Origin of the sequence: Mesorhizobium sp. M7A.F.Ca.CA.004.04.2.1, assembly GCF_004022825.1 — a bacterium.
In the GTDB taxonomy this organism is placed as follows: domain Bacteria; phylum Pseudomonadota; class Alphaproteobacteria; order Rhizobiales; family Rhizobiaceae; genus Mesorhizobium.
Genome location: NZ_RZPH01001127.1, coordinates 1 through 1,841 on the forward strand (window position 1 = coordinate 1; position 1,841 = coordinate 1,841).

The window sequence follows — 1,841 nt, forward strand, 5'->3', positions numbered from 1 at the left end:
GTGCCGAGACTACGCGCATCTCGCCGTCACCTTCTGCCGGGCGCTCAACATCCCAACGCGCTACTGCACCGGCTACATCAGCGACATCGGTATGCCGAAACCATGGGCGAGCATGGATTTCTGCGCCTGGATGGAAGTCTATCTCGGCGGCCGCTGGCATGTCTTCGACCCGCGCAACAATGCACCGCGCATCGGCCGCATCCTGATCGCCTCCGGCCGCGACGCCGCCGACGTGCCGCTGACCCATATATTCGGCCCGGGAACGCTTGCCGGCTTCAAGGTGTGGACCAGCGAGATCGTCGAGTAGTCGCCGTTTTCCATAGGCCGATCTCTCATGACCGCTGGCTTGGACGACCCGACATTCGCGCGGTGTGATGCCTGTGGAGCTTTAGCGGCCTGGCCGCTAGACTGCGCCTTGAATGGGAACAAATGCCATGGCCGGGCACGGCGGCTCAAAAAAGGTGATCTACGCGGCGCTCGCCGGCAATTTCGCCATCGCGCTGACCAAGTTCGCCGCCGCCGCCTTCACCGGCAGTTCGGCGATGCTGTCGGAGGGCGTGCATTCGCTGGTCGATACCGGCAATGGCGGCCTGCTGCTCTACGGCATGCACCGCGCCGCCCGCCCGGCCGACCGGACTCATCCGCTCGGTCACGGCCGCGAACTCTACTTCTGGAGCTTCATCGTCGCGCTCCTCGTCTTCGCGCTGGGCGCCGGCGTGTCGTTCTACGAAGGCGTGATCCATATGATGGCGCCGGAGCCGGTCGCCAACGCCGAGGTGACCTACATCGTGCTTGGCCTTTCCTTCCTGTTCGAAGGCAGTTCGTGGTGGGTGGCGCTGAAGGAGTTCCGCCAGCAGAAGGGCAAGCAGGGCTGGCTGCGGGCGGTGCAGTCGAGCAAGGATCCGAGCGTCTACACCGTACTGTTCGAGGACAGTGCAGCACTTCTCGGCCTGATCGTCGCGTTCGTCGGCATCCTGGCGGCGGAAGTTCTGGAGATGCCGGAACTCGACGGCGCCGCCTCTATCGGCATTGGGCTGATCCTGGGGGCGACAGCGATCTTCCTGGCCCGCGAAAGCAAGGGCCTGCTGATCGGTGAGCCGGCATCGCCCGAAGTGCAAATGAAGGTGCTGGCGATCGCCCAGCAGGATCCGGCGGTGCAGCGGGCGAACGGCGTCCTGACCGTCCATATGGGGCCGGCAGAGATCGTCGCCGGCCTGAGCATCGAGTTCGAGGACCATTTGACGGCGCCCGAGATCGAAGCTTGCGTCGAGCGCCTGGAGGCGCAGCTGAAGAAGGAAATGCCGGAGATCACGCGGCTGTTCGTCAAGCCACAGACGACAGGCACCTGGGAGAAGCGGCGCAAGCTGATCGACACCGCATCCGATCCGGCTCTGGACTAGCGCCGCGCCATTGCCTGGCTGCCTTGACCCGCTAGATTACCGGGATTCAGGAGGAACAAAGATGAAGATCGACGGCGGCTGCCACTGCGGCGCGATAACCTATGAGGCGGAGGTAGACCCGGAAAAGACCACGATCTGCCACTGCACGGATTGCCAGCAACTGACCGGCACGGCTTTTCGCCTGACGGTTCCGGCGCCGGAAAGCAACTACCGCATCACCAAGGGCACGCCGAAAATCTACATCAAGATCGTGGCGAGCGGCGCCAAGCGCACCCAGGCCTTTTGCGCTGACTGCGGCTCGCATCTTTACGCCACGTCTGTCGGCGATGGCCCCAAGGTCTATGGGATTCGCGTGGGGACCGCGCGGCAGCGCCAGGATTTGATTCCAACACAGCAGAAATGGCACCGCTCGGCGCTGCACTGGCTGCCTGAATTTCAGGG

Annotated in this window: 3 protein-coding genes; all 3 read left to right on the forward strand. The window is 63.9% G+C overall.

Annotated elements, in window-relative coordinates; all coding sequences use genetic code 11:
• On the forward strand, window positions 1–307 hold a 307-nt coding region (locus tag EN893_RS32055; protein ID WP_164901302.1), incomplete at its 5' end, for a transglutaminase family protein.
• Between the two features lie 127 nt (window positions 308–434).
• A complete protein-coding gene (locus EN893_RS32060) occupies window positions 435–1,400 on the forward strand; it encodes a cation diffusion facilitator family transporter (protein WP_127269362.1) in 966 nt (321 codons plus the stop codon).
• Between the two features lie 61 nt (window positions 1,401–1,461).
• Window positions 1,462–1,841: GFA family protein (locus EN893_RS32065; protein ID WP_164901303.1), on the forward strand; the 380-nt coding region annotated here is incomplete at its 3' end.